The sequence below is a fragment of the Pseudomonas sp. MPDS genome, assembly GCF_013283895.1.
GTDB classification, from domain to species: Bacteria; Pseudomonadota; Gammaproteobacteria; order Pseudomonadales; family Pseudomonadaceae; genus Aquipseudomonas; species Aquipseudomonas rhizophila.
In genome coordinates, this window is record NZ_CP054128.1 from 1,418,994 (window position 1) to 1,444,949 (window position 25,956).

At 62.1% G+C, this 25,956-nt stretch carries 20 protein-coding genes; 14 read left to right on the forward strand and 6 right to left on the reverse strand.

Annotated elements, in window-relative coordinates:
• The first annotated feature begins 2 nt into the window (after nucleotides 1–2).
• The 9 genes from murD to lpxC all read left to right on the forward strand — a co-directional run bounded on the left by murD (nucleotide 3) and on the right by lpxC (nucleotide 10,500).
• The gene (murD, locus tag HQ912_RS06195; protein WP_107321910.1) at nucleotides 3–1,349 is read left to right on the forward strand and encodes a UDP-N-acetylmuramoyl-L-alanine--D-glutamate ligase; all 1,347 of its coding nucleotides are present in this window, start codon (nucleotides 3–5) and stop codon (nucleotides 1,347–1,349) included.
• The gene (gene ftsW, locus HQ912_RS06200; protein WP_047228818.1) at nucleotides 1,346–2,563 is read left to right on the forward strand and encodes a putative lipid II flippase FtsW; all 1,218 of its coding nucleotides are present in this window, start codon (nucleotides 1,346–1,348) and stop codon (nucleotides 2,561–2,563) included. Before murD ends, ftsW begins: the two co-directional genes overlap by 4 nt.
• On the forward strand, nucleotides 2,553–3,623 hold the full coding sequence (murG, locus tag HQ912_RS06205; RefSeq protein ID WP_107321911.1) for an undecaprenyldiphospho-muramoylpentapeptide beta-N-acetylglucosaminyltransferase: 1,071 nt from the start codon (nucleotides 2,553–2,555) through the stop codon (nucleotides 3,621–3,623). The genes ftsW and murG overlap by 11 nt, the downstream gene beginning before the upstream one ends.
• Complete coding sequence (gene murC / locus HQ912_RS06210; protein WP_047228820.1) at nucleotides 3,616–5,076, forward strand: UDP-N-acetylmuramate--L-alanine ligase; 1,461 nt, start codon at nucleotides 3,616–3,618, stop codon at nucleotides 5,074–5,076. The genes murG and murC overlap by 8 nt, the downstream gene beginning before the upstream one ends.
• Nucleotides 5,073–6,038, forward strand: a complete 966-nt coding sequence (locus tag HQ912_RS06215) for a D-alanine--D-alanine ligase (RefSeq protein ID WP_076383613.1) — start codon at nucleotides 5,073–5,075, stop codon at nucleotides 6,036–6,038. Before murC ends, HQ912_RS06215 begins: the two co-directional genes overlap by 4 nt.
• A gap of 2 nt (nucleotides 6,039–6,040) precedes the next feature.
• Nucleotides 6,041–6,907 carry a cell division protein FtsQ/DivIB gene (locus HQ912_RS06220; RefSeq protein WP_047228822.1) on the forward strand — a complete coding sequence of 289 codons (867 nt, stop codon included), beginning with the start codon at nucleotides 6,041–6,043 and terminating at the stop codon, nucleotides 6,905–6,907.
• A 15-nt stretch (nucleotides 6,908–6,922) separates the two neighbouring features.
• The gene (gene ftsA, locus HQ912_RS06225; RefSeq protein ID WP_076383614.1) at nucleotides 6,923–8,182 is read left to right on the forward strand and encodes a cell division protein FtsA; all 1,260 of its coding nucleotides are present in this window, start codon (nucleotides 6,923–6,925) and stop codon (nucleotides 8,180–8,182) included.
• 100 nt (nucleotides 8,183–8,282) lie between these two features.
• Entirely contained in the window at nucleotides 8,283–9,476 is a 1,194-nt protein-coding gene (ftsZ, locus tag HQ912_RS06230; RefSeq protein ID WP_047228824.1) for a cell division protein FtsZ, read from the forward strand.
• 112 nt (nucleotides 9,477–9,588) lie between these two features.
• Nucleotides 9,589–10,500, forward strand: a complete 912-nt coding sequence (gene lpxC, locus HQ912_RS06235) for a UDP-3-O-acyl-N-acetylglucosamine deacetylase (protein ID WP_030139673.1) — start codon at nucleotides 9,589–9,591, stop codon at nucleotides 10,498–10,500.
• Between the two features lie 744 nt (nucleotides 10,501–11,244).
• On the opposite strand, the gene HQ912_RS06240 is transcribed toward lpxC, so the two are convergent.
• From HQ912_RS06240 to HQ912_RS06260, 5 genes are all read right to left on the reverse strand, one after another.
• Nucleotides 11,245–12,741, reverse strand: coding sequence for a sensor domain-containing diguanylate cyclase (locus HQ912_RS06240; protein WP_173407514.1), 1,497 nt, complete (start codon nucleotides 12,739–12,741; stop codon nucleotides 11,245–11,247).
• A 245-nt stretch (nucleotides 12,742–12,986) separates the two neighbouring features.
• On the reverse strand, nucleotides 12,987–14,354 hold the full coding sequence (locus tag HQ912_RS06245; RefSeq protein WP_171061319.1) for a heavy metal sensor histidine kinase: 1,368 nt from the start codon (nucleotides 14,352–14,354) through the stop codon (nucleotides 12,987–12,989).
• Complete coding sequence (locus tag HQ912_RS06250) at nucleotides 14,351–15,022, reverse strand: heavy metal response regulator transcription factor (protein WP_047228825.1); 672 nt, start codon at nucleotides 15,020–15,022, stop codon at nucleotides 14,351–14,353. The genes HQ912_RS06245 and HQ912_RS06250 overlap by 4 nt, the downstream gene beginning before the upstream one ends.
• 9 nt (nucleotides 15,023–15,031) lie before the next feature.
• Entirely contained in the window at nucleotides 15,032–18,142 is a 3,111-nt protein-coding gene (locus HQ912_RS06255; protein WP_173406580.1) for a multidrug efflux RND transporter permease subunit, read from the reverse strand.
• Nucleotides 18,139–19,296, reverse strand: coding sequence for an efflux RND transporter periplasmic adaptor subunit (locus HQ912_RS06260; protein ID WP_173406581.1), 1,158 nt, complete (start codon nucleotides 19,294–19,296; stop codon nucleotides 18,139–18,141). The genes HQ912_RS06255 and HQ912_RS06260 overlap by 4 nt, the downstream gene beginning before the upstream one ends.
• 236 nt (nucleotides 19,297–19,532) lie before the next feature.
• Here HQ912_RS06260 and HQ912_RS06265 point away from each other — a divergent pair, with 236 nt between their 5' ends.
• Complete coding sequence (locus tag HQ912_RS06265; RefSeq protein ID WP_047228828.1) at nucleotides 19,533–19,787, forward strand: hypothetical protein; 255 nt, start codon at nucleotides 19,533–19,535, stop codon at nucleotides 19,785–19,787.
• Between the two features lie 27 nt (nucleotides 19,788–19,814).
• Here the strand turns inward: HQ912_RS06265 and HQ912_RS06270 are convergent, their stop codons facing one another.
• Nucleotides 19,815–20,783, reverse strand: a complete 969-nt coding sequence (locus tag HQ912_RS06270; RefSeq protein WP_047228829.1) for a LysR family transcriptional regulator — start codon at nucleotides 20,781–20,783, stop codon at nucleotides 19,815–19,817.
• A 311-nt stretch (nucleotides 20,784–21,094) separates the two neighbouring features.
• Between HQ912_RS06270 and HQ912_RS06275 the strand changes: the two genes are divergently transcribed.
• The 4 genes from HQ912_RS06275 to HQ912_RS06290 are packed head-to-tail and all read left to right on the forward strand — an operon-like array spanning nucleotide 21,095 to nucleotide 25,843.
• Nucleotides 21,095–22,567, forward strand: coding sequence for an efflux transporter outer membrane subunit (locus HQ912_RS06275; protein WP_047228830.1), 1,473 nt, complete (start codon nucleotides 21,095–21,097; stop codon nucleotides 22,565–22,567).
• A gap of 7 nt (nucleotides 22,568–22,574) precedes the next feature.
• Nucleotides 22,575–24,767, forward strand: a complete 2,193-nt coding sequence (locus HQ912_RS06280; RefSeq protein WP_173406582.1) for an FUSC family protein — start codon at nucleotides 22,575–22,577, stop codon at nucleotides 24,765–24,767.
• Nucleotides 24,757–24,957, forward strand: a complete 201-nt coding sequence (locus HQ912_RS06285) for a DUF1656 domain-containing protein (protein ID WP_024617598.1) — start codon at nucleotides 24,757–24,759, stop codon at nucleotides 24,955–24,957. Before HQ912_RS06280 ends, HQ912_RS06285 begins: the two co-directional genes overlap by 11 nt.
• A 10-nt stretch (nucleotides 24,958–24,967) precedes the next feature.
• Nucleotides 24,968–25,843, forward strand: a complete 876-nt coding sequence (locus HQ912_RS06290; protein WP_047228832.1) for an HlyD family secretion protein — start codon at nucleotides 24,968–24,970, stop codon at nucleotides 25,841–25,843.
• Nucleotides 25,844–25,956: the final 113 nt, after the last annotated feature.

Genomic DNA, 25,956 nt, shown 5'->3' on the forward strand with positions numbered 1-25,956 from the left:
GAGTGTCCCTGATCGCTTCTGACCACTTCCGCATCGTTGTCGGCCTCGGCAAGAGCGGCATGTCCCTGGTTCGCTTCCTGGCGAACCGGGGCGTGTCGTTTGCCGTGGCCGATACGCGGGAAAATCCACCTGAGCTGGCCACGCTGCGTCGTGACTACCCGCAGGTGGACGTGCGTTGTGGCGAGCTGGATGTCGAGTTCCTGTGCCGCGCCGACGAGCTCTACGTGAGCCCCGGCCTTGCGCTGGCAACCCCGGCCTTGCAGGCCGCCGCCGCCCGTGGCGTGAAGTTGTCCGGTGACATCGAGCTGTTCGCCCGTCACGCCAAGGCGCCGATCATCGCCATCAGCGGCTCCAACGCAAAAAGCACCGTCACCACCCTGGTGGGTGAAATGGCTGCGGCGGCCGGTAAGCGGGTTGCCGTGGGTGGCAACCTGGGAACCCCGGCGCTGGATCTGCTCAGTGATGACGTCGAGCTGTACGTGATGGAGTTGTCGAGCTTCCAGCTTGAAACCACCGACCACTTGGGCGCCGAAGTGGCGACCGTGCTCAACATCAGCGAAGACCACATGGACCGCTATAGCGGCCTGCCGGCTTATCACCTGGCCAAGCACCGGATTTTCCGGGGGGCTCGGCAGGTAGTGTTCAACCGTCAGGACGCCCTGACTCGTCCGTTGCTGGGCGAGGGCATGCCATGCTGGTCCTTCGGCCTCGGTGTGCCGGATTTCAAAGGCTTCGGGTTGCGCGAAGAGAATGGCGAGAAATACCTGGCCTTCGAATTCCAGAACCTGATGCCGGTGCGCGAGCTGAAGATTCGCGGCGCCCACAACCAGGCCAATGCCCTGGCGGCGCTGGCCCTGGGACATGCGGTCGGTCTGCCGTTCGACGCCATGCTGTCGGCCCTGCGCACGTTTGCCGGGCTCGAGCACCGCTGCCAGTGGGTTCGCGATCTTGACGGGGTGGCCTGGTACAACGATTCCAAGGCCACCAACGTGGGTGCCGCGCTGGCTGCCATTGAGGGCCTGGGCGCGGACATCCAAGGCAAGCTCGTGCTGATCGCCGGCGGCGACGGCAAGGGTGCCGACTTCAAGGACCTGCGCGATCCGGTTGCGGTCAACTGCCGGGCCGTGGTGCTGATGGGGCGTGACCGCGAATTGATCGCCCAGGCCCTCGGTGACGGGGTGCCGCTGGTACGCGTCGCTTCGCTGGACGAAGCGGTGCAGCAATGCCGCGCCCTCGCACAGTCGGGCGATGCCGTGCTGTTGTCGCCGGCCTGCGCCAGTTTCGACATGTTCAAGAACTACGAAGAGCGCGGGCAGTTGTTCGCCCGGGCCGTGGAGGGCTTGGCATGAACCTGATGAACATCATCAAGCCATACCCGTCTCCGCTGATCACCGGGCGCGGCATCGACCTGGATTTCCCGATGCTCGTCGGTTGCCTGGCGCTGCTGGGCCTGGGCCTGGTGATGATCACTTCCGCATCGTCGGAAGTGGCTGCCGTGCAATCGGGCAATACCCTTTATCACATGATTCGTCACCTGATTTACCTGGTGATCGGTTTGGTCGCGTGCATTGTCACCATGATGGTGCCGATCGCCACCTGGCAACGCCTGGGTTGGATGATGTTGCTCGGTGCCTTTGGTCTGTTGGTGATGGTGCTGTTGCCGGGCATCGGTCGCGAGGTCAACGGTTCGATGCGCTGGATCGGCTTCAGCTTCTTCAACGTACAGCCTTCGGAGATCGCCAAGGTCTTCGTGGTGATCTACCTCGCCGGGTATCTGGTGCGTCGTCAGAAAGAAGTGCGCGAGAGCTGGATGGGATTTTTCAAGCCGTTCATTGTGTTGCTGCCGATGGCCGGCCTGCTGCTGATGGAGCCGGATTTCGGCGCCACGGTGGTGATGATGGGGGCCGCAGCGGCGATGTTGTTCCTCGGCGGTGTCGGGCTGTTTCGCTTCACCCTGATGGTGGCGCTGGCGGTCGGCGCGGTGACGGTGCTGGTGCAGGCGCAACCTTACCGGATGGCGCGTCTGATCACGTTTACCGACCCGTGGGCCGACCAGTTCGGTTCCGGTTATCAATTGACCCAGGCCCTGATCGCCTTCGGTCGCGGCGAATGGCTGGGCGTAGGCCTGGGCAACAGCGTGCAGAAGCAGTTCTATCTGCCCGAAGCCCATACCGACTTCGTGTTCTCGGTATTGGCCGAAGAACTGGGCGTGGTCGGTTCGCTGCTCACCGTCGGGTTGTTCGTCTTCGTCTGTGTGCGCGGCATGTACATCGGTTTGTGGGCCGAGCGGGCCAAGCAGTATTTCGCCGCGTACGTGGCGTATGGCTTGTCGTTCCTGTGGATCGGTCAGTTCCTGATCAACATCGGCGTGAACGTCGGCCTGTTGCCAACCAAAGGCCTGACGCTGCCGTTCCTCAGTTACGGCGGCAGTTCCCTGGTGATTTGCTGTGCCTGCCTGGGCTTGTTGTTGCGCATCGAATGGGAGAGTCGAACCCACCTGGGCAGCGAAGAGATGGAATTCCAGGAGAGCGACTTCGCCGAGGAGCCGACTCATGGGCGCTAACGTGCTGATCATGGCCGGCGGAACCGGGGGGCATGTGTTCCCGGCGCTGGCCTGTGCCCGGGAGTTCCAGGCGCGCGGTTACACCGTGCACTGGCTGGGCACGCCACGGGGCATCGAGAACGAACTGGTGCCCGCCGCCGGCCTGGAACTGCACCGGATCAGCGCCAGCGGCCTGCGGGGCAAAGGCAAGTTGTCGCTGCTCAAGGCGCCGCTGATGCTGCTCAAGTCGATCTGGCAGGCCCGGGCGATCATTCGTCGGTTGCGGCCGGTATGCGTGGTGGGCTTTGGTGGTTATGTGACCGGTCCTGGCGGTGTTGCGGCAAAACTGGCCGGTGTGCCGGTTATCGTTCACGAGCAGAACGCCGTGGCCGGTACCGCCAATCGGTTACTGGTGCCGTTGGCCGCTCGAGTCTGTGAAGCCTTTCCCGACACCTTTACCCTGTCGGGCAGCCGTCGTACCACCGGTAACCCGGTGCGTACCGAGCTGTTCCTCGATACACCGCGCCCGGCCCTGGCCGGACGCAAGGCGCGTTTGCTGATCCTGGGCGGAAGCCTGGGGGCGGAGCCGTTGAACAAATTGCTGCCCGAAGCCTTGTCGCAGGTCGCTCCCGAACTGCGGCCCGAGGTGTTTCACCAGGCCGGCAAAAACCACGATGAAGTCACCGCCGAGCGCTACCGCGCCGCAGGCGTCGAGGCGCAAGTGCAGCCTTTCATCAAAGACATGGCCCAAGCCTATGGCTGGGCCGACCTGGTGGTCTGCCGCGCAGGCGCGTTGACCATCAGCGAACTGGCCGCCGCCGGTCTGCCCTCGATGCTGGTGCCTTTGCCCCACGCCATCGACGACCACCAGACCCGCAACGCCGATTATTTGGCCCGTGAAGGCGCTGCCTTCCTGATGCCGCAAAGAACGACTGGTGCCGCGGATCTTGCCGCGCGCCTGACAGAGGTTTTGATGCAACCGCAAACAATCGAAGACATGGCCCGCGCCGCCCGTCGCCTGGCCAAACCCGACGCCACGGTTCAAGTGGTCGATACCTGCCTGGAGGTGGCCCATGGTTGAGAATCGCAAAGCCATGCCGCAACCGGAAATGCGCCGTATCCGCCGCATCCATTTCGTCGGTATCGGCGGGGTGGGCATGTGCGGGATCGCCGAAGTGTTGCTGAACCTGGGCTATGAGGTTTCCGGTTCCGACCTGAAAGCCTCGCCGGTTACCGAGCGCCTGGAATCCTTTGGCGCGCAGATTTTCATCGGCCACCGTGCCGAGAACGCCGCCAACGCTGATGTGCTGGTGGTCTCCAGCGCCGTGAACACCTCCAACCCGGAAGTCGCCACCGCCCTGGAACGGCGCATTCCCGTGGTGCCGCGTGCCGAGATGCTGGCCGAACTGATGCGTTATCGCCACGGCATCGCCGTTGCCGGTACCCATGGCAAGACCACCACCACCAGCCTGATCGCCTCGGTGTTCGCTGCCGGTGGCCTGGACCCGACTTTCGTGATCGGCGGTCGTCTGAATGCCGCGGGCACCAATGCCCAGCTGGGCACCAGCCGTTACCTGATCGCCGAAGCCGACGAAAGCGATGCGAGCTTCTTGCACCTGCAGCCGCTGGTGGCCGTGGTCACCAACATCGACGCCGACCACATGGCGACCTACGACGGTGACTTCAACAAACTGAAGAAAACCTTCGTCGAGTTCCTCCACAACCTGCCGTTCTACGGTTTGGCAGTGGTGTGCCTGGACGATCCGGTGGTGCGCGAGATCCTGCCGCTGATCAAGCGCCCGACCGTGACCTACGGTTTCGGCGAAGAAGTCGACGTGCGCGCCATCAACGTGCGCCAGCAGGGCATGCAGACGTTCTTCACGGTGCTGCGCCCTGACCGCGAGCCGCTGGATGTGTCGGTGAACATGCCGGGCAACCACAACGTGCTCAATGCCCTGGCCACCATTTGCATCGCCACCGACGAAGGTGTCAGTGACGAAGCCATTGTCCAGGGCCTGTCCGGGTTCCAGGGCGTGGGACGACGTTTCCAGGTCTACGGCGAACTGCCGGTGGACGGCGGCAACGTGATGCTGGTGGACGATTACGGCCACCACCCGACCGAAGTCGCGGCGGTGATCAAGGCCGTGCGCGGTGGCTGGCCGGAGCGGCGCCTGGTGATGGTCTACCAGCCGCACCGCTACAGCCGTACCCGCGACCTGTACGACGATTTCGTCCAGGTTTTGGCCGACGCCAATGTGCTGCTGCTGATGGAAGTCTATCCGGCCGGCGAGGAGCCGATCCCGGGTGCCGACAGCCGTCAGCTGTGCCACAGCATTCGCCAACGCGGTCAGTTGGACCCGATCTACATCGAGCGCGGCGTGGACCTCGCACCGCTGGTCAAACCGCTGCTGCGCGCTGGCGACATCCTGCTGTGCCAAGGCGCCGGTGACATCGGTGGCCTGGCCCCGAAACTGTTGAAAAGTCCGTTATTCGCCGGGGCAATCGTGGCATCCAGCGAGGGGAAACTGAAATGACTGCTGCCTACGCCAACCTGGTTTCGACCCTGGACCCGAAAGCCTTCGGCCGCGTCGCCGTGCTGTTCGGCGGCAAGAGCGCCGAGCGCGAAGTGTCCCTCAAGTCTGGCAACGCCGTGCTGCAAGCCCTGCAAAGCGCCGGTGTCGACGCGTTCGGCATCGACGTAGGCGACGACTTTTTGCAGCGCCTGCTGAACGAAAAAATCGACCGCGCGTTCATCATTCTTCATGGCCGCGGCGGCGAAGACGGCAGCATGCAGGGCCTGCTCGAATGCCTGGGTATTCCCTACACCGGCAGCGGCATCCTGGCGTCTGCCTTGGCCATGGACAAACTGCGCACCAAGCAGGTCTGGCACAGTCTCGGCATTCCCACGCCCCGTCACGCCGTGCTGGCATCCGAGGCCGATTGTATTTCGGCGGCCACGGAACTGGGCTTCCCTTTGATCGTCAAACCGGCCCATGAAGGTTCAAGTATCGGCATGGCGAAAGTGACTTCGCTGCCTGAGTTGACCGCGGCATGGAAAGACGCCAGTTCCTACGATTCGCAAGTGTTGGTCGAGCAGTGGATCACCGGTCCCGAGTTCACCATCGCCACCCTGCGTGACCAGGTGTTGCCCCCGATTGCCCTGGGCACGCCGCACACGTTCTACGACTACGACGCCAAGTACGTGGCCAATGACACCCAGTACCGCATTCCATGCGGGCTGGACAGCGCCAAGGAAAAACAACTGATGGACCTCACGGCCAAGGCCTGTGAGGCGCTGGGTATTGCCGGTTGGGGCCGGGCGGACGTGATGCAGGACGCCGATGGGCAGTTCTGGTTCCTGGAAGTCAACACCGCCCCGGGCATGACCGATCACAGCCTGGTACCGATGGCGGCCCGTGCCGCCGGCCTGGATTTCCAGCAATTGGTGCTGTCGATCCTGGCCGCCAGTGTCGGCTCTCAAGAGCCAAGAGGTTAAGCATGCAAGGCGCATCGCTTCGTCATCAGCCATCCGCACCCGGTCGCAAGCCGGTGCCGCGGGGTGCCAGCCGAATGGTGGCCAAAGAGCCGATGTCGGCGCGCCTGCCGAAAGCCAACTTCGGTTTTCTCAAGAGTCTGTTCTGGCCGGTGTTGTTGGTGGCGTTGGGGTTCGGTACGTACGAAGGGGCTCAGCGGTTGCTGCCCTATGCGGATCGGCCGATCGCCCGGATCAATGTGCAGGGCGACCTGAGCTACATCAGTCAGCAAGCAGTGCAGCAGCGGATCGCCCCATTCGTGGCGTCGAGCTTCTTCACCATCGACCTGGCGGGCATGCGCAAGGAACTGGAGCAGATGCCCTGGATCGCTCATGCCGAAGTACGGCGGGTATGGCCTGACCAGGTATCGATCCGCCTGGAAGAACAACTGCCCGTGGCCCGCTGGGGTGACGAGTCGCTGTTGAACAACCAGGGTCAGGCGTTCACGCCGCGGGAACTGGCCAACTACGAACATTTGCCACAACTGTTCGGTCCTCAGCGGGCCCAGCAGAAAGTAATGCAGCAGTACCAGGTGTTGAGTCAGATGTTGCGGCCGCTGGGCTTCTCCATCGCGCGCCTGGAGTTGCGTGAGCGCGGCAGCTGGTTCCTGACCACTGGCGCGGGCAGCTCGGGGCCGGGCATCGAGCTGCTGCTCGGGCGCGGCAATCAGGTGGAAAAGATGCGCCGCTTCATTGCCATCTATGACAAGACGCTCAAAGACCAGATTACGAACATCGCGCGCATCGATCTGCGCTACGCCAACGGCCTGGCTGTTGGCTGGCGGGAACCTGTAGCGCCCACGACGGCTGAACCCGCCGTCGCGAAGAATTAAGAAGAGGCAGGACCCATGGCAAACGTGCAAAGCGGAAAAATGATCGTCGGTCTGGATATCGGCACTTCCAAGGTGGTTGCGCTGGTAGGCGAGGTCGCGGACGACGGCACGCTGGTCATCGTCGGGATCGGTACCCACCCGTCCCGTGGCTTGAAAAAAGGCGTGGTGGTGAACATCGAGTCCACCGTGCAATCGATCCAGCGCGCCATTGAAGAAGCGCAGCTGATGGCCGGTTGCCGGATCCACTCAGCGTTCGTCGGTGTGGCAGGTAATCACATCCGCAGCCTGAACTCCCACGGCATCGTGGCGATTCGTGACCGTGAAGTCAGCTCCGCTGACCTTGAGCGCGTGCTCGACGCGGCGCAGGCCGTGGCGATCCCGGCCGACCAGCGTGTGCTGCACACCCTGCCGCAGGATTATGTGATCGATAACCAGGAAGGCGTGCGGGAGCCCCTGGGCATGTCCGGCGTGCGCCTGGAAGCCAAGGTCCACGTGGTGACCTGTGCCGTGAACGCCGCGCAGAACATCGAGAAATGCGTGCGCCGTTGCGGCCTGGAAATCGACGACATCATCCTCGAGCAACTGGCCTCGGCCTACTCGGTACTGACTGACGACGAGAAGGAACTGGGCGTGTGCCTGGTGGACATCGGCGGCGGCACCACCGACATCGCGATCTTCACCGAAGGCGCGATCCGCCACACGGCAGTGATCCCGATTGCCGGTGATCAGGTCACCAACGACATCGCCATGGCCTTGCGCACTCCGACCCAGTACGCCGAAGAAATCAAGATCCGCTACGCCTGCGCCCTGGCGAAACTGGCCGGTGCCGGTGAAACCATCAAAGTGCCAAGCGTTGGCGAACGTCCTCCGCGCGAGTTGTCCCGCCAGGCGTTGGCCGAAGTGGTCGAGCCGCGTTACGACGAGCTGTTCACGCTGATCCAGGCTGAGCTGCGTCGCAGTGGCTACGAAGACCTGATCCCGGCCGGCATCGTGCTGACCGGCGGTACGTCGAAGATGGAAGGCGCGGTCGAACTGGCCGAAGAGATTTTCCACATGCCGGTGCGCCTGGGCGTGCCCCATGGCGTCAAGGGCCTGGATGACGTGGTCCGCAACCCGATTTACTCCACCGGCGTGGGCCTGTTGATGTACGGCCTGCAGAAGCAGTCCGACGGGGTTTCGTTCTCGGGCATCGGCAGCCGCGACAGCTACAACAGCGACGAGCCGAAGGCGCCGCTTTTCGAGCGGCTCCAGGCTTGGGTGAAGGGCAATTTTTAGCAACAGGTTTAAAACTTCAAGCGACGAGCCTCTGGCTTGGCACTGGAAGATGCAACAAACGCAGTAGGCGAAAAAACTAGAGAATGAAAGGAGAGGGAAAATGTTCGAACTCGTAGACAACATCCCCGCTAGCCCGGTTATCAAGGTAATCGGTGTCGGCGGTGGCGGCGGCAACGCTGTCAACCACATGGTCAAGAGCAACATCGAAGGCGTCGAATTCATTTGCGCCAACACTGATGCTCAAGCGCTGAAAAACATCGGCGCGCGAACCATCCTTCAACTGGGTACCGGCGTGACCAAGGGCCTGGGTGCCGGCGCCAATCCCGAGGTTGGCCGTCAGGCTGCCCTGGAAGACCGCGAGCGCATCGCTGAAGTCCTGGCTGGCACCAACATGGTGTTCATCACCACTGGCATGGGCGGCGGTACCGGTACCGGTGCGGCGCCGATCATCGCCGAAGTAGCCAAGGAAATGGGCATCCTCACCGTTGCGGTGGTGACCCGTCCGTTCCCGTTCGAAGGCCGCAAGCGCATGCAGATTGCCGATGAGGGCATCCGCGCGCTGAGCGAAAGCGTCGACTCGTTGATCACCATTCCCAACGAGAAGCTGCTGACCATCCTGGGTAAGGACGCAAGCCTGCTGTCGGCTTTCGCCAAGGCCGATGACGTACTGGCCGGTGCCGTTCGCGGTATCTCCGACATCATCAAGCGTCCAGGCATGATCAACGTCGACTTCGCCGACGTACGCACCGTGATGTCCGAAATGGGCATGGCGATGATGGGCACTGGCTGCGCCAGCGGTCCGAACCGTGCTCGCGAAGCTACCGAAGCGGCTATCCGCAACCCGTTGCTCGAAGACGTCAACCTGCAGGGCGCCCGTGGCATCCTGGTGAACATCACCGCCGGTCCGGACCTGTCCCTGGGCGAGTACTCCGACGTGGGTAGCATCATCGAAGCGTTCGCTTCCGACCACGCCATGGTCAAGGTCGGCACCGTGATCGATCCTGACATGCGTGACGAGCTGCACGTGACCGTGGTTGCCACTGGCCTGGGCGCGAAAATCGAGAAACCGATGAAGGTGATCGACAACACCGTTCAGACCTCCCTGGCATCGCAGCCGCAGCAACAAGCAGCCGCTCGTCAGGAACAACCCGCGGTGAACTACCGTGACCTGGACCGTCCGACCGTCATGCGCAACCAGGCTCAGGCCGGTGCTGCGACTGCCGCGAAGATGAATCCGCAAGACGATCTGGATTACCTGGACATCCCGGCATTCCTGCGTCGTCAGGCCGATTGATGAAATGTATCAGGGGGATACGGGTGATTGGTGTTCAGCAAAGGTCTGGTCTGCTATTATCGCCAGCCTTTGTTGATACCAGTTCGCAATTTGCGCTGAAGCGGCCCATGCCATGATTAAACAACGCACCCTGAAGAATATTATCCGTGCCACAGGTGTCGGCTTGCACTCCGGCGAGAAGGTCTACCTGACCCTCAAGCCCGCGCCTGTCGATACTGGCATCGTGTTTTGTCGTGCCGACCTCGACCCTGTGGTGCAGATCCCTGCTCGCGCGGAAAACGTTGGTGAAACCACTATGTCGACCACACTGGTCAACGGTGACACCAAAGTGGATACGGTGGAGCATTTGCTCTCGGCCATGGCTGGCCTGGGCATCGATAACGCCTACGTCGAGCTCTCCGCGTCCGAAGTCCCGATCATGGATGGCAGTGCCGGACCCTTCGTATTCCTGATTCAATCGGCTGGCCTGGAAGAGCAGGACGCAGCCAAGAAGTTCATCCGTATCCTGCGGGAAGTGACAGTGGAAGACGGCGACAAACGCGCCACTTTCGTGCCTTTCGAAGGTTTCAAGGTGAGCTTCGAGATCGATTTCGATCACCCGGTTTTCCGTGACCGCACCCAGAGTGCAAGCGTGGACTTTTCCAGCACTTCGTTCGTAAAAGAAGTCAGCCGCGCCCGTACCTTTGGTTTCATGAGTGACATCGAGTACCTGCGCAAGCACAACCTCGCACTCGGCGGCAGTGTTGAAAACGCGATCGTGGTTGATTCCGATGGTGTGTTGAACGAGGACGGCCTTCGTTATGAAGACGAATTCGTCAAGCACAAGATTCTCGATGCAATCGGCGACCTCTACCTGCTGGGCAATAGCCTGATTGGTGAGTTCAAAGGCTTCAAGTCCGGCCACGCGCTGAACAACCAGCTGCTGCGCAAGTTGATTGAGCAGAAAGATGCTTGGGAAGTCGTGACGTTCGAAGACGCCAGCACCGCACCAATCTCTTACATGCGCCCTGTAGCGGCCGTGTAAGCATAAAAACCTCTCTAGTTTTTAAAGGCTGCCTTCGGGTGGCCTTTTTTTATGGCTGCTTTCTGGGACGTTTGTGGCAATAGGGGTAATGCTGTTTTTTGAGTTGAGTTGAGTTGGGGTACATATCCGTTTCTGCGGTAATGGCCACTGGCGGTTCCGCCCTTACGGCGGGTCACTTTCGAAAAGCGCGAAAGTAACCAAAGCGCTCATGCCCCACCACTAGGTGCCTCGCTTAGGCTCGGCATGCCCTCACTCCGGCATTGCTCCGTGGGCCCGCCGCGAAGGACCATCCATGGTCCAGCGCGGCTATCCCGGCATCCATGCCGGGATGCCCACTCCACAATGCCTGCGTTCGGCCAGCGTGGTTAACGGGGCGCCGAGATCAACGTCCACCGCGAGGCGGCCTGACAGCCGGCCTGGTTCTTTCGGTCGTACACCTGTCAGATCTGTGGGAGCAAAGCTTGCTCGCGAAGGCGGCCTGACAGCCGGCCTATTTCTTGTGGTAGTACTCCGATCCAATTGTGGGAGCGAGCCTGCTCGCGAAGAGGCCGGCACATTCAACATCCTCATTGACTGAACCACCGTCATCGTGAGCAGGCTCGCTCCCACAGGATGAACGCGGTCATCAAAAAACAGGTCGGCTGTCAGGCCGCCTCGCGGAGGACGTTGATCTCGGCGCCCCGTTACCGCAGCAATGGATACACACCTACCCAAATCGGTCGAATAGCCACATGGAAGGGGCCATTACATCGCACAAACCACACGATTGCGCCCACTGGCCTTGGCCTGGTATAGCGCCTTGTCAGCAGCGAACATGAGCTGCTCGAGTTCGCCATAAGGTCCTTGGGCCCAGGTGGCAATGCCAATGCTGACGGTCATGGGGGCTGCGCCGGTAATGAAGGGGGGCAACTGTTCCACCGCTTCGCGAATGTTCTGGGCCATGGTAAAGGCTCCGGCGGTGGTGGTTTCCGGCAGTACCACCGCGAACTCCTCACCGCCGTAGCGCGCTGCCAGGTCGGCCGGTCGGCGGACATGCCTGCCGATCAGATGCGCAAGGGTGCGCAAGGCCTCATCACCACTTGGGTGGCCGTGGCGATCGTTGAATGCCTTGAAGTGATCGGCATCGATCATCATGACTGACAGCGGTTGGCCCGAACGCTGGGCCCGCAGCCATTCCTGTTGTAGCGTTTCGTCCAGAGTCCGGCGGTTGGCCAGGCCCGTCAGCGAGTCGATGGACGCCAGTTGCGCCAGTTCCCGTTCAGCATGGTGGCGCCGCCTAAGTTCATGACGCAGCAGCCAGGTGAGCCAGAGCAAACCGATGCACAATGCCCCCGTAGCACCGCTGACCAGCAGCGCCGTGCGTTTCCAGGAGGCGAAGACTTCATCGGAGGAGAGCGCTACCACCACGATCAAAGGCAGGTCGCCCACTTGGGAAAAGGTGTACAGGCGCGGCTTCTGGTCCTGACCGGATACGCTGGTGAAGCTGCCGTTGCCTTCGCGCAGGATGCGCATGAAGTTCGGGCGGTTGCTGAAATCCTTGCCAATCAGGTCCTCGGCCAGGGGCGGCTCCTGGGCCAACAGAAAGCCTTCGCTGCTCACCAGATTGACTGTGCCGCCATGACCGATGTTCAGGCTCTTGAACAATTGGTTGAAATAGTTCAAGCGCATCGCGGCTTCCGCCACGCCCAGGAACTCCCCTTGTTCGTCGTTTAGTCTGTAGCTGAAACTGATACGCCAGTCCTGCGCGGCACTTCTGGAGCGAAACGGGCGACTGATCATCATGCCCGGGCTTGGGTTATGGACATGGGACTGGAAATATTCCCGGTCGGCGTAGTTGCCCTTTCGTGGCTCGATCGAGGCGGAGTCGGCGACTACATTGCCGCGCTTGTCGAGCAGCAGGATGTCGCCTTTATAGGGGGCGGCGGTGGCACGGTCGAAGAGGGCCAAGTGGCGAATCGTCGGCGAAACGTCTTTCAGGTCGTTGCGTTGGGCGGCGGCGACCAAACCTTGTAGCGACAGATCGTAGAGCTCCACGTTGCGCAGCACGTCGGCATCAATCAGTTGCACGATATTGGTCGCCGAACGTGTCGCGGCTTGTTGGGCGGCGGCGTATTCGCGGATCAGCAGGAAGGTCACGATGCTCAGGATGGCAATGACAACCAACGAACTGGCCAGTACGAGTACCCGTTCCGAGCGTATCGAAAACGGGGTATTGCCGGGTGTCGCACTGCTCGCGCTCATGGTTCCGATGTCTGCATTTGTCATGTGGCTGGGATCCGTCCCAAAGGGTTGCATAACCGGCAATGCACCAGATGCTGGCCTTTTGCTGATTGTGCTTGGATCGGTGAGAGCGGGCAATCAGTGTTCGCGCAATAACGCGTGAGCGCTGCCGAAGGCGGAGATCTTTTTACTTTGCTTGATTTGGCTTTCATCCAGCATTCAATCGCCTGGAATTCATCCCAATACGATCTAAACAGCGTGGGGTGTCAGGCCGGCAAGCGGATCCCGAAGGTATTCACGCCCCGGTCACTGCGCACGAAGACATCCCCGCCGTGCATCAGCGCAATCGCCTTGACGATGGCCAGCCCCAACCCGTGGTTGGCGCCACTGTTGCTGCGGGAGGCATCTACCCGGTAGAACCGTTCGAACAGGCGTGGCAGGTGTTCATCGGCAATCGGTTCGCCGGGGTTGGTGACGGCGAGGGTGATCTGGTCGCCCAGGGCCTCAATGCGCACATTGATCACTTGCCCCGGGGCGGTGTGTCGCACCGCGTTGCTCAGCAGGTTGATCAGTGCGCGGCGCAGGTGGGCGATCTCGATGTTGGCCTGGGCGTCACCGCTGACCCTGACCTGGACCTGGGCGTCTTCGAGGATGAAGTCCAGGTAGTCGAGGGTGGTCGCCACTTCGCCGGCCAGGGAGGTGCTGGTGAGTTTGGTGGCTTTGTTGCCCTGGTCGGCGCTGGCGAGGAACAGCATGTCGTTGATGATCGAGCGTAGCCGCTCCAGCTCTTCGAGATTCGATTGCAGCACCTCGAAGTAATGTTCGGCCGAGCGCCCACGGGTCAGCGCCACCTGGGTCTGGCCGATCAGGTTGGTCAGGGGCGAGCGCAGTTCATGGGCGACGTCGGCGTTGAACGACTCCAGTCGCGAGTACGCCTGTTCGACCCGGTCGAGGGTGGCGTTGAAGGAACTGACGAATTGACTGAGCTCCGGCGCCAACGGTGACATCTGCAAGCGCCCGGACAAGCGCGGTGGTGTCAGGCGTCTGGCCTCATCGGACAGTTTGATCAGCGGCTTGAGGCCGATACGCGCTACCCAGTAGCCCAGCAAGGAGGCCAGGATCACCCCGACAATCGCCAAGCTCACCAGTGCCACGAGCAAATAGTGTTGGGTCTGGTAGAACGTCTGGGTGTCGATGCCGATCATGAAGCGCAACGGTGGACGCTGGTCCTTGGCCGGGAACTGGCTGACGAGCACTTTCATCGGGTATTGCTGGGCCGCCAGTTTCAGGTCGCGCTTGCCCAGCGAACCTTCGGCGAAGGCACGAATCTGTGGATCGGGGTTGCCATATTCAAAGCGTGGATCGCCACTGACGATCCAGAAGTGAATGCGTTTGTCTTCCTCTCCCAGCAGGCGCAACTTGTTATTGATCTTCACCCAGTGCTCGGGTGTGCCGTAGCGACCGACCGTGGATTCGAGCACGCTGTAGCGCGCATCGAGTTCGGCTTCCGGCAGCAGGCCCAGACCCTTTTCGACTTGCTGGTACAAGGCTCCGCCGATCAACAGGAACACCAATGCCGCCACCAGCGTGAACATGCCGCTCAGGCGCAGGGCAATACTGTCGGGCAAAGTCACTCTCTGCTCTCCAGCACATAACCCATTCCACGAATCGTGTGCAGCAGTTTCTGTTCGAACGGCCCGTCGAGCTTGGCCCGCAAGCGTTTGATGGCCACTTCCACCACATTGGCGTCGCTGTCGAAGTTGATGTCCCAGACCATTTCGGCAATGGCGGTTTTCGACAGTATTTCGCCCTGGCGACGTGCCAGGACGCTGAGCAGCGAGAACTCCTTGGCCGTCAGGTCCAGGCGTTGGCCTGCTCGGGTGGCCTTGCGGCTGATCAGGTCGATCCACAGGTCGGCGATGCTGACCTGCACCGGTTCATGACTGCCGCTGCGGCGGGTCAGGGCTTGCAGGCGGGCCACCAGCTCCAGGAAGGAGAACGGCTTGCCCAGGTAATCATCGGCGCCGTCTCGCAAGCCCTTGATGCGATCTTCGACCCGTTCACGGGCGGTGAGCATGATCACCGGGGTCTGTTTGCGGGCGCGCAGGGCCCGCAGCACGCCGAAGCCGTCCAGGCCTGGCAGCATGACGTCCAGCACGATCACCGCGTAATCGCTTTCCAGCGCCAGGTGCAGCCCCTCGACGCCGTCCGGCGCCACATCCACGGTGTAGCCCTGTTCGCTCAGGCCGCGATGCAGATAGTCCGCGGTTTTTTCTTCGTCTTCGATGATCAGAACGCGCATGGCCCCGCCTCAGTCTGTGGTCGCCAGCGTCGTCGGCGCAGGTCCGGGCTGCTGGACGGGCCGATGAAACAGTCGCTCGAGCCATAAGTATATGACCGGTGTAGTGAACAACGTCAGCGCCTGGCTCACCAGCAGGCCGCCGACCACTGCAATGCCCAACGGCTGGCGCAGTTCTGCGCCGGGGCCGGAGCCGAGCATCAGCGGCAGGGCGCCCAGCAGGGCGGCCAGGGTGGTCATGATGATCGGGCGAAACCGGGTCAGGCATGCCTGGAAAATCGCTTCCTGGGGCGTCAACCCACCCTTGCGCTGGGCGTCGAGAGCGAAGTCGATCATCAGGATGCCGTTTTTCTTGACGATGCCGATCAGCAGCACCAGCCCGATCAGCGCCATGATCGAAAAATCCTGGCCCAGCAACCACAGCATGACCAGCGCGCCGAGGCCGGCCGAGGGCAGGGTGGAGATGATCGTCAACGGGTGTACGAAACTCTCGTAGAGCACGCCGAGGATGATGTACACCGCCAACAGCGCGGCGAGGATCAGCCATGGCTGGCTGGCCAGGGAGCTTTGGAATGCCTGGGCCGCGCCCTGGAAGTTACCGGTAATGGAGGCCGGCATGCCGACCTCGTTCTTGGCCTGGTCGAGCATGCGCACCGCATCCCCCAATGCCACGCCGGGCGCCAGGTTGAACGACAGATTGGCGGCCGGGAACATGCCGTCGTGGGCAATGGACAGCGGGCCGTTGGTCGGCGCATCGAAGCGGGCCAGGGCCGAGAGCGGGACCATCTCTCCACTGAGCGGCGAGCGCAGGTAGAAATAGGCCAGGCTCTCGGCCCGGCCGCGTTGCGCGGTGTCGAGCTCCAGGATCACGTTGTACTGGTTGGTTTCAGTCTGGAATTCGTTGATCTGCCGCTGGCCGAATGCGTCGTACAGGGCCTGGTCGACATCGCTGGCGGTGAGGCCAAAGCGCGCCGCCGCGCTGCGGTCGATGTTGATGTGGGTGATGCTGCCGCCCAGTTGCAGGTCGTTGGAGATGTCCCGGAACGCGGGGTTACCGCGCAGCCTGTCGGTGAGTTTTTGTGTCCAGGTGTTGAGCGTCGGTCCGTCGTTGCTCTTGAGCACGTATTGATACTGGGCGCGGCTCGGACCGGGACTGAGGTTGATGTCCTGCCCGGCCCTCAGGTACAGCACCACGCCGGGGATGCCCAGCAGTTTGGGGCGGATCCGGTCGATGAACGCGCTGGCCGACACGTCACGCTGATCCTGGGGCTTGAGGGCGATCCAGAAGCGACCATTGGCGATGGTCTGGTTGGAACCCGAGACGCCGACAGCGTGAGAAAAGCTCTGCACCGCCGGGTCGGCGGCGACGATCTCGGCCAGGGCCTTGTGTTTGGCCACCATGTCCGGGAATGACACGTCGGCGGCGGCTTCGCTGGTGCCCAGCACCAGGCCGGTGTCTTGTACCGGGAAGAAACCCTTGGGAATGAATACGTAGCCCGCCACTGCCAGCGCCAGGGTCACGCCGAACACGCCGATCATCAGCCTCTGATGGGCCAGGGCCCAGCGCAGTGTCCGTTCATACCCACCCAGCAGGCGTTCGCCGAAACTTCGCTTGCCGTGGGCATGAGGCGTCGGGGCGCGCATGAACAGCGCGGCCAGGGTCGGTGCCAGGGTCAGGGACACCACCACCGAAATCAGGATGGTCGAAGTGGCGGTCAGGGCAAACTCCTTGAACAGACGCCCGACCACGCCACCCATGAAGAGCAGGGGAATGAACGCGGCTATCAGCGAAAAACTGATGGAGATCACCGTGAAGCCGATTTCGCCCGCTCCTTTGATCGCCGCTTCGCGCATGCCATCACCCGCCTCCAGGTGCCGGTGAATGTTCTCCACCACTACAATCGCATCGTCCACCACGAACCCGACCGAGATCACGATAGCCACCAGGGTCAGGTTGTTCAGACTGAAGCCCATCACATACATCAGGGCGAAACTGGCGATCAGCGACACGCCCAGGACCGCTGAGACAATCAGGGTCGCCGAGAGCTGGCGCAGGAACAGCGCCATCACCGCCACCACCAGCAGCACCGCGATCAGCAAGGTGATCTCCACCTCATGCAGCGAAGCGCGGATAGTCTGTGTACGGTCGTTCAGTACCTTGACTTGCACGGCCGCAGGCAGCATGGCTTCCAGGGTCGGCAAGGCTGCCTGGATGCGGTCGACGGTGTCGACGATGTTCGCCCCCGGCTGACGGAAAATCACCAGGTTGAGCCCCGGTTGCTCATCGGACCAGGCCTGAATGTAGGCGTCTTCCGAACCATTGATGACTTTGGCGACGTCCTTGAGATGAACCGGTGCCCCATCCTTGTAGGACACGATCAACTCACCATATTCCTCCGGCTGGAACAGCTGATCGTTGGTGGACAGGGTGGAAACGCTCGACTCGCCGTAAAGCGCCCCCTTGGCCAGGTTGAGGCTGGCCTGCTGGAGCGCCACGCGAATGTCGGCCAGGGTCAGACCGATGGCGGCGAGTCGGTCCGCCGAGGCCTGTACCCGGATCGCCGGACGTTGCTGGCCGGTGATGTAGATTTGTCCCACGCCATCGATCTGGCTGAGTTGCCGGGCGAGCAGGGTTTCGACGTAGTCGCTCAATTCGGTGCCGGGCATCAGGCTGGAGCTGATGCTGAGGATCAACACCGGGCTGTCGGCCGGATTGACTTTGCGCCAGGTGGGCAGATTCGGCATGTCCTGGGGCAGTTTGCCGGAGGCGGTATTGATGGCCGCTTGCACTTCCTGGGCGGCGGTGTCGATGCTTTTGTCCAGGCTGAACTGCAAGGTCAGGTTGGTCGAGCCCAGGGCACTGCTTGAGGTCATCTGGGTAATGCCGGAAATGGCGCTGAATTGCACTTCCAGTGGGGTCGCCACCGACGACGCCATGGTTTCGGGGCTGGCGCCGGGCAACAGAGCCCTGACCTGGATGGTCGGGAATTCCGCTTCAGGTAACGGCGCGACAGGCAGGCGAGGAAAGGCGATCAATCCCAGCAGTATCAGGGCGAAGGTCATCAGGACCGTGGCGATGGGATGGTCGATGCACCACGCCGAAACCGAACCGCGGCCCTTCATGGTTTTGGCTCCGACACATTGGCCTGGGCCACTGGGTCACCGAGCACCTGGATGCGGCTGCCCGGCTTGAGCCGTGACTGACCGTCGCTCACCAGTTGATCGCCCGCGCTCACCCCTTTGATGATGTGCAGGTCACTGTCCTGGTAGACCATCACCACCGGTACGCTCTCTACCCGGTCGCCGGTGATTCGGTACACGAAAGGTTGCTCCAGGCCGCGCTGAACCACGGTCGGTGGAACCACCAGGGCGTCCTTGTCGAGTGCGGTCTGGATTTTCAATGTCACCAACTGCCCTGGCCATAGCCGTTGCGCGGCGTTGCTGAATTCAGCCTTGGCCCGCAGGGTGCCGGTGTTGGCGTTGATCTGGTTGTCGATCAGGCTCAGGCGGCCCTCGCCGAGCATTTCACCGGAGGTCCCATCAGCGCCTATGTAGGCCTGGACCAGCGCTTGCTCGGGGGCGGCCATCAACCGTTGCAAGGTGGGCAGCATTTGTTGGGGCAGGGCGAACTCCACTGCGATCGGGTCGATCTGGGTCACGGTGAACAAGCCCTCGGTGTCGCTGGTGCGCAGGAAGTTGCCTTCGTCCACGTTGCGAATGCCGACGCGACCGGTCACCGGGGAGCGGATCCGGGTGTAGGACAACTGCACCTGGGCGGCATCGATGGCCGCCTGATTGCCCTGGGCGGTGGCCTTGAGCTGGTTGACCAGTGCCTGTTGCTGGTCGTAGGTCTGTTTCGATACGCCGTCGTCGACACTGAGCAATTTGTAACGCTTGAGATTGACCTGGGCGACCGCCAGTTGTGCCTGGCTTTCACCGAGTTGGGCCCTGGCCTGGTCAAGGCTGGCGCGGATCGAGCGGTCGTCGATGGTGGCCAGCAGTTCCCCCTTCTTGACCTGTTGCCCTTCCTTGACCAGCAGTTGAGTGAGGATGCCGTCGATCTGCGGGCGGATCACCACGCTGTGCAGTGACAACACCGTGCCGATGCCACTGGCAAAGCGCGGCACATCCTTTTGCACCACGCTGATCACTCTTACCGGCACGGCCACGGGCGCGCCGGGTTTGGCGGTGACAGGCTTCATGACATACCAGAGGGCGACAGCCGCCAGAGCGACCAGGAGCGCGACGAGCAAGACGGTTTTTTTCTGGATGTGCATGGATGTGGGAGGCCGGTTCAGGACAGAGGGATTTTTATCTTTCTTATATAGCGTTGTGAGGTGGTCAGGAAGGTGACGCCTAACTGACGGGCTTGTCAGTTTTGTCCCGACTTGCTGTCAGACGAGTGAAGGGCCGATTGAATCCGCCCTGCGCGCGCTGGTATCGGGCGGGTATACTGCCGACTTTCGCGGCTCGCTCTCCGGGCCCGACTTGCACGCATTACCCGGAGCTTTACATGACTTCCCCAACACCTTCGCCCGCGGACGAACGCCCGAACGGCGAACAGGCCGACCGGCCCGACAGCGATGTTTCCAGCGGCGAGAGCGTCAACGCGATCCCGACCTTCAAGTTTCCGTTCAAGCCCGGTGAGCTGGCCGCGGCCAAAGGGGCCGGGCAGCAGCCTTGGTACAAGAACGGCGCGAAGAACGGTCATACCAAGACCCCTGGCGCCGCGCCTCCCGGCACGCGTCGCTCGATGGGCAAGCGCTGATATCACCCTTGGAGCACGGGCGCGAAATCAGTTCGCGACCCGTGCACCGGCCAGACTGCCACTCAACTCATAGGCCGTCAGTTCGGCCTGGTGCGCCGCGAGGATTTCCGGCAGCGAGCCGCGCAGGTACTCGACCCAGGTCTTGATCTTCGCATCCAGGTACTGGCGCGAAGGATAGATGGCGTAGAGGTTCAGTTCCTGGGAGCGGTAGTTGGGCATGACCCGCACCAGCGTGCCATTGCGCAAGCCCTCGATGGCGGCATACACCGGCAACACGCCCACGCCCATGCCACTGGTGATCGCGGTTTTCATGGCATCGGCGGAGTTCACCAGGAACGGTGAGTTGCTGATGGTGACCATCTCTTGGCCTTCGGGGCCGTCAAATACCCATTTCTCCAGCGGAATGACCGGGCTGACCAGGCGCAGGCAGGCGTGGTTGAGCAGGTCGCCGGGTTTCTGCGGGCAGCCGCTGGCTTTCACGTAGGCAGGTGATGCGCAGACGATGCTGTAGGTGATCCCCAGGCGCTGGGAGACAAAGCCCGAGTCCGGTAATTCGCTGGCCAGTACGATGGAAACGTCGTAACCCTCGTCCAGGATGTCCGGCACACGATTGGCCAGGGTCAGGTCGAAAGTCACGTCGGGATGGGTTTTACGATAGCGGGCGATGGCATCGATCACGAAATGCTGGCCGATGCCGGTCATGGTATGGACCTTCAACTGCCCGGCAGGACGTGCGTGAGCATCGCTGGCCTCGGCTTCAGCCTCCTCGACATACGCCAGGATCTGCTCGCAACGCAGCAGATAGCGTTTGCCGGCCTCGGTCAGGGCGATGCGGCGGGTGGTGCGGTTGAGCAGGCGGGTTTGCAGATGGGCTTCCAGGTTGGAAACCGCACGCGAAACGTTGGCTGTGGTGGTATCCAGTTGCACGGCAGCGGCGGTGAAACTGCCCGCTTCAGCAACACAGCTGAACGCACGCATGTTTTGCAAAGTGTCCATGGGAGGCTCTCTTGGGAGATGGCAAATTGTGACACGAAGTTACAGCGCAGCGGACCCCGACTAATGGATTATCGCAGTAACGGTAACAAAGATTCGCAGAAAGGTCGGCTTATCGCCGTTCGATGGGGTGCCTAGAATTGCGGCCAATCCTGGATCGCTGATTGCTGTGGGAGCGAGCCTGCTTGCGATGGCGGCATCACATTCCCCTCAATGTGTCTGCCTGGACGCTATCGCGAGCAGGCTTGCTCCCACAGTTGCGTCACCGGGCATTCAGCCTCTTCACGCCTCCCCATCTCAGGAATTTTGCGCAAGTGCCGCGTTGCATCAGCAGAGAGCTGAAGACTCTCAGTGTTTGGCTTTTAACGTTCACCATCAGCGGTTGCATCGGCACGGGAGGGATTGCGCCGCAAGGCCAGGCATTGTCGGCCAATCAACTGGCCACCGATGAAGCGATCCGCGAGGCTGCCCGTGATGCTCACTGGCCCACCGGCCAGTGGTGGAATGCCTATGGCGACCGGCAACTGGATCGCTGGATCGACCTGGCCGTGCATGACAGCCCGAGCCTGGCCCTGGCCGCTGCCCGCGTGCGGCAGGCCAAGGCCATGGCCGGTGTCGTCGAGGCTGCCGAGTCGCTACAGATCAATGGTCAAGCGACCCTCAAGCGCCACAACTGGCCCACCGATCAGTTCTATGGCCCTGGCGAGTTGGCCGACACCACCACTTGGGACAATAACGCGGGCCTGGGCTTGAGCTATGCGCTGGACCTGTGGGGCCGCGAGCGCAACGCCAGTGAGCGGGCCGTCGACCTGGCTCATGTCAGCGTGGCCGAGGCGCGGCAGGCGCAGTTGGAGTTGCAGAACAACATCGTGCGCACCTATATCCAGTTCGCGTTGCACTATGCCCAGCGCGATATCGTCGTGGCGACCCTCCATCAGCAGGAGCAGATTCTCGAACTGGCGCAAAAGCGTCTGGACGGCGGCATCGGCACCCATTTCGAAGTCAGCCAGGCCCAGGCGCCATTGCCTGAGACCCATCGGCAACTCGACGCCCTCGACGAAGCCATTGCCTTGAGCCGCAATCAACTGGCGGCGCTGGCGGGCAAAGGGCCAGGAGACGGGGCGCGGCTGCAGCGCCCGACCCTGGCCCTCGGTGCGCCCTTGAAGTTGCCGTCGGCCTTGCCCGCCGAATTGCTCGGCCAGCGTCCGGACGTGGTGGCCGGGCGTTGGCAAGTGGCCGCTCAGGCACGGGGTATCGATGTCGCGCGTGCCGGGTTTTATCCCAATGTCGACCTGGTGGGCAGTATCGGCTACATGGCGACCGGTGGCGGGGCGCTGGAGTTCTTGACCGGCAAGAAGCTCAACTACAGCGTCGGACCGGCCATCACACTGCCGATTTTCGACGGTGGGCGCCTGCGCTCACAGTTGGGGGAGGCGGCGGCCGGTTATGACATCGCCGTGGCCCACTACAACCAGACGCTGGTCGATGCACTCAAGAGCATTTCCGATCAGTTGATCCGCCGTGAGTCCATGGACAAACAACACGTCTTCGCTGCTGAGTCGGTGGCCGCCGCGCAACGCACCTACGACATCGCGATGGTTGCGTTCCAGCGCGGGCTCACTGACTACCTCAACGTGCTCAACGCCCAAAGCCTGTTGTTCAAGCAGCAACAGGTGCAGCAGCAAGTGGAGGCGGCGCGTCTGACGGCCCATGCCGACCTGGTGACGGCGTTGGGCGGTGGCCTGGACGCCGGCAAGGACATCCCTGACTTGAGCCATGTTGAGTAGTTCTATTGTGATGTCTTTATGCGCTCCTGCCCGCTGGCTGTACCGCCTCGAATGGCGCCGTGGTTTCTTCGACTGGGCTCGCAGCGACGGTGTGACGTGGGTCTACATTTTCAAAGTGCTGCTCGCCGCCTTCCTGACATTGTGGCTGGCGATGCGTCTGGAGCTGCCGCAACCGCGCACGGCTATGATCACGGTGTTTATCGTCATGCAGCCCCAGAGCGGGCAGGTGTTCGCCAAGAGTTTCTATCGCTTGCTCGGCACGCTGGCCGGCTCGGCGGTGATGGTGGCGCTGATTGCCTTGTTCGCCCAGAACACCGAACTGTTTCTGGGCAGTCTGGCGATCTGGGTCGGCGTCTGTTCAGCGGGCGCGGCGCGTTATCGCAACTTCAGGGCCTATGGTTTTGTGCTGGCCGGCTACACCGCGGCCATGATCGGTCTGCCGGCCCTGGCTCATCCGGAAGGCGCGTTCATGGCGGCGGTCTGGCGTGTGCTGGAAATTTCCCTGGGGATTCTCTGCGCGACCCTGATCAGCGCCGCGATCTTGCCGCAAACCGCCAGCGCCGCCATGCGCAACGCCCTGTACCAACGCTTTGGAGTGTTCGCCCTGTTTGTCACGGATGGCTTGCGTGGACGCAGCAAACGCGAGGCATTCGAGGCGCGTAACGTCGGTTTCATTGCCGAAGCCGTGGGCCTGGAAAGCCTGCGCAGCGTGACGGTGTTCGAAGACCCGCACATGCGTCGGCGCAACGGTCGGCTCAGCCGCTTGAACAGCGAGTTCATGGGCATCACCACCCGATTCAACGCCTTGCACCAGTTGCTCGAACGTCTACGCAGCCGCGGGGTGGATCATGTGGTGAATGCCATTAAACCGGGTCTGCTAACGTTGGCCGAGTTGCTGGACGGTTTTAGCGCCCGCGCCCTGACCGATAAAGATGCCGCGCGCCTGGCGGCGGAGCTGGCAACCTATAAAGCCGATTTGCCGGCACAGGTCCGCACGCTGCGTGGGGTGTTCGAAGAAACAGATCCGAGCGAGGCAGAACGGCTGGATTTCCACACCGCCTATGAGCTGCTGTATCGCTTCGTCGATGACTTGCACGGCTACGCCCAGACCCATGCGTCGCTGGCTGATCATCGCCACGAACGCGAGCAATGGGACCAACCTTTCATGCCGCAGACCAACGGTCTGGCGGCTGCGGCGTCGGGGTTTCGGGCAGCGTTCATCCTGCTGGTGCTGGGCAGCTATTGGGTCGCCACGGCCTGGCCGAGCGGTGCGACCATGACGATGATTGCCGCCGCCACGGTGGGCTTGTCGGCCGCCACGCCCAACCCCAAACGCATGGCGTTCCAGATGGCGTGTGGCACGCTGCTCGGGGCCTTGATCGGTTTCGTCGAGATGTTTTTCATCTTCCCGCTGATCGATGGCTTCCCCTTGCTCTGCGTGATGTTGGCGCCGGTGATCATGTTGGGCTCATTCCTCAGCTCGCGACCGCAATACGCCGGGGTCGGGTTGGGGTTGTTGATCTTCTTCTGCACAGGCTCGGTGCCCGACAACCTGACGGTCTACAACCCCTACACCTTCATCAACGATTACCTCGCGATGATCCTTGGCATGCTGGTATGTGCCGCTGCCGGGGCAATCATTCTGCCGCCCAACAGTCGCTGGTTGTGGCGCCGGCTCGAACAAGACCTGCGCGAGCAGGTGGTGTTTGCCATCAGCGGCCGGCTCAAGGGCCTGGCCTCGGGCTTTGAAAGTCGCACCCGGGACTTGCTGCATCAGGCTTATGGACTGGCGGCGGGGCAACCTGGGGTGCAGCGGGATCTGTTGCGCTGGATGTTTGTGGTCCTGGAAGTCGGCCACGCGATTATCGAATTGCGCAAGGAACAGGCGATCTTGCCCGTGCATCCGGCCTATGCTCCAAGCCAGCCCTGGCGCCAGGCGATCCGCGTGATGGGGCGGGCGCTGGTGCGGCTGTTTCGTCAGCCCGGCCAGAGCAATCTGGAGCGCGCCCTGCTGGCGGTCGACCATGCCATCAGCCGCGTACAGGCCAGTGACGAACCCTTCGCCCCGCATTTCGACACCTCAGCCCTGCGCCGGGTGAAAAGCTACCTGCATTTCATCCGCACCTCGCTGTTGGACCCGCAATCGCCATTGGCGGCCTACGCCAGGCCGCTGCCCCAGGAACCCGAACATGCCTCGTGAAATCGCCTTCCATGGCGTGTACATGCCCACCATGACCTTGATGTTTTTCATCGCCGCCGCCCTGGCCTGGGCCCTGGATCGTTTTCTGTCGGGGTTGGACCTGTACCGCTTCTTCTGGCACCCGGCGCTGCTGCGCCTGAGTCTGTTTACCTGCCTGTTTGGCGCGCTGGCGCTGACGGTCTACCGTTGAGATCAATGCGATGAAAAAGTTTTTCAGCCTGCTTGCGACGCTGTTGGTGCTGGCCCTTGCCCTGTGGATCGGCCGGGTGTTGTGGGTGCACTACATGAACACTCCGTGGACCCGTGATGGTCGGGTGCGCGCCGACATCATCAACGTCGCCGCCGACGTCAGTGGTGAGGTGGTCGAGGTACCGGTGCGTGATAACCAGTTGGTAAAAAAGGGCGACCTGCTGATGCGCATCGACCCCGAGCATTACCGCATTGCGGTGAAACAGGCTCGCTCTTTGGTGGCCTCGCGCAAGGCGACCTGGGAAATGCGCAAGGTCAACGCGCATCGGCGTGCCGACCTGGACAGCCTGGTGATCTCCCGGGAAAACCGTGACGACGCCAGTAACATTGCCGACTCGGCCCTGGCCGATTACCAGCACGCCCAGGCGCAACTGGAGGCCGCCGAACTGAATCTGGCCCGTACCCAGGTCCGCGCGGCGGTGGACGGTTATGTCACCAACCTCAACGTGCATCGGGGCGACTATGCGCGCATCGGCGAGGCGAAAATGGCCGTGGTGGACATGAATTCGTTCTGGGTCTACGGCTTCTTCGAAGAAACCAAGCTGCCCAAGGTGCGGGTCGGTGATTCGGCGCAGTTGCAGTTGATGAGCGGCGAGGTGCTCAAGGGGCATGTGGAAAGCATCTCGCGGGGCATCTACGACCGTGACAACCCCGCAAGCCGCGAGTTGATCGCCGATGTGAACCCGACCTTCAACTGGGTTCGCCTGGCGCAGCGGGTGCCGGTGCGGATCCATATCGACGAAGTGCCGGACGGCGTGCTGCTGGCGGCGGGGATGACCTGTACGGTGGTGGTCGATCCCAAACCGAGCGCTGACGCCCACGGATAATTGTGGGCGCGAGCCTGCTCGCGATAGCGGTGTTTCAGTGGGCAAGGAGGTTGGTTGTGCCGTCGCTATCGCGAGCAGGCTCGCTCCCACAGGGTTTCATGCGTGTTTACCCT